This window comes from Gynuella sp. (assembly GCF_050297175.1).
Lineage (GTDB): Bacteria > Pseudomonadota > Gammaproteobacteria > Pseudomonadales > Natronospirillaceae > Gynuella.
Genome location: NZ_JBNKSF010000044.1, coordinates 1 through 1,694 on the forward strand (window position 1 = coordinate 1; position 1,694 = coordinate 1,694).

Below are 1,694 nucleotides of genomic sequence, written 5' to 3' on the forward strand. Positions count from 1 at the left end.
TTGCTTCCTGGTGCATCAATAGTTTTCGTAACAGCTTTTGAGAATCTTGCTGGCGCTGCTCGGTCTCCACCAGCTCGGTAATGTCCCGCCCGATTGCCAACACAGACATGATGCAGCCCTGTGCATCGCGCTCGGGAATGATGCGGATCTGCGACCATATAATTCTATCGCCTGATGCTTGCCAGCGCAGGGTGTACTCTACCTCCCTGCCAGTTTCCATTGCCTCCTCAAGTGCCTTCAGATAACCCACCGAAGAGTCGGAGAGTGAATTCGTCTCAACAGGTGTTTTTCCGGATAACCAGGCACCCTCAATCAAGTTCTCCAAAGAAGGGTTGGAGTAAATCCGACGGCATTCAAGATCATAGCGCGCAATTGTATCGGGGGTATTTTCAGCCATGGCACGGAACGCCTCCTCGCGCTGATGCAATTCCATCTCCATTTTTTTGCGCTCGGTAATGTCCTTGCCGATAGAAACCACCCGAACCGGATCGCTCTGCGGAATTTTTGCTAAGGATATCTCGTATTCGCGCCTGCCATGACCGGGCATGGTCAGAGCCGCTTCATAACTGGATGGGACAGGCTCTCCTGACAGGTGCCGACGATAATAAGCAAGCACTCGTTCACGATCATCAGGGTGTATAAAGTCGGCCAGGGGGGGATGTTCTTTGAGCGTTTTTTCGGTACAGCCGCATGCGTTTGCAGTTTTATGGTTGCCAACGTAGACAACACGTCCACCCTCAATGACCCATATCTGGAGACCCATATCGTTAATGGCGTTTAGAAGACTTTGCTGAAATTCCGATTGTTCAAGCAAGGTCTGCTCCAGACGCTCACGTTTGTCGATCTCCTCCATCAGACTAGAGTTATTCGCCTCCTTTTGCCGCTGCTGTTTAAGCACTCTCAGGTGAGTCGCCAGTCGCGTTTTGAATTCCTCTGACTGCAGTGGTGTGGTGATGTAATCCACTCCGCCAACCTCAAAACCACGAACCTTATCGGCAATGTCAGTCTGCGAGGTTATAAATATTACCGGAATATCGTGAGTAGCAGCGTTCGCCTTAAGCCAGCGACAAACCTCGAAACCATCAATATCTGGCATAATCACATCGAGTAGAATCAGGTCAGGCTGGATGGTCTCAGACAGCTTCAGCCCTTCTTCAGCATTTACTGCAACGTGTAACAGGGCACCGGATTTCTCCAGGCTATTTACAACTATCATCTGGTTAACTGTCGAACCACCAATGAATAACAGTGTGCTTCCGCTTAGATAGTTGTCAGCGGATTCAATCATTTTCATTCACTTTACAGATATGGGATTGGTCAGCAATCCGCATACACAGTTCGTCAGTTTTATCTACAGCATGACGTAATTGCCTGCACAGAGTTAGATTTTCACGCCTATATTGCAGCACTAGCCCGTAAATTATTGCGAGCATCATGCAGAAAAAAAGGGTTATATAGATCAATGCTCAACCCCAGGTGTATTTTAAACATAGCAAAGCATAGGGGTATCCATCGTATTGAAAGTGATGAGGCTCCGGACAAAGATTCACAGCTAGTTCCAGTTCGGTTAATGACTATACTAAAGATAGCTTCAAGACCGCCCTGCAGGCTATTGGACAATTCTGAAAATGAGGTAGGATTTTGAGGAAGTTGGGTAGACTGGAGTAAGGATATTCCTACCCAAGCCCGTGCTT

Annotated in this window: 1 protein-coding gene; it reads right to left on the bottom strand. The window is 48.1% G+C overall.

The genetic code is table 11. The features are described from left to right. Nucleotides 1-1,288 (bottom strand): PAS domain S-box protein (locus ACQY6I_RS18905; RefSeq protein ID WP_428243068.1); only part of this gene is annotated, 1,288 nt, incomplete at its 3' end. Between the last annotated feature and the right edge of the window lie 406 nt (nucleotides 1,289-1,694).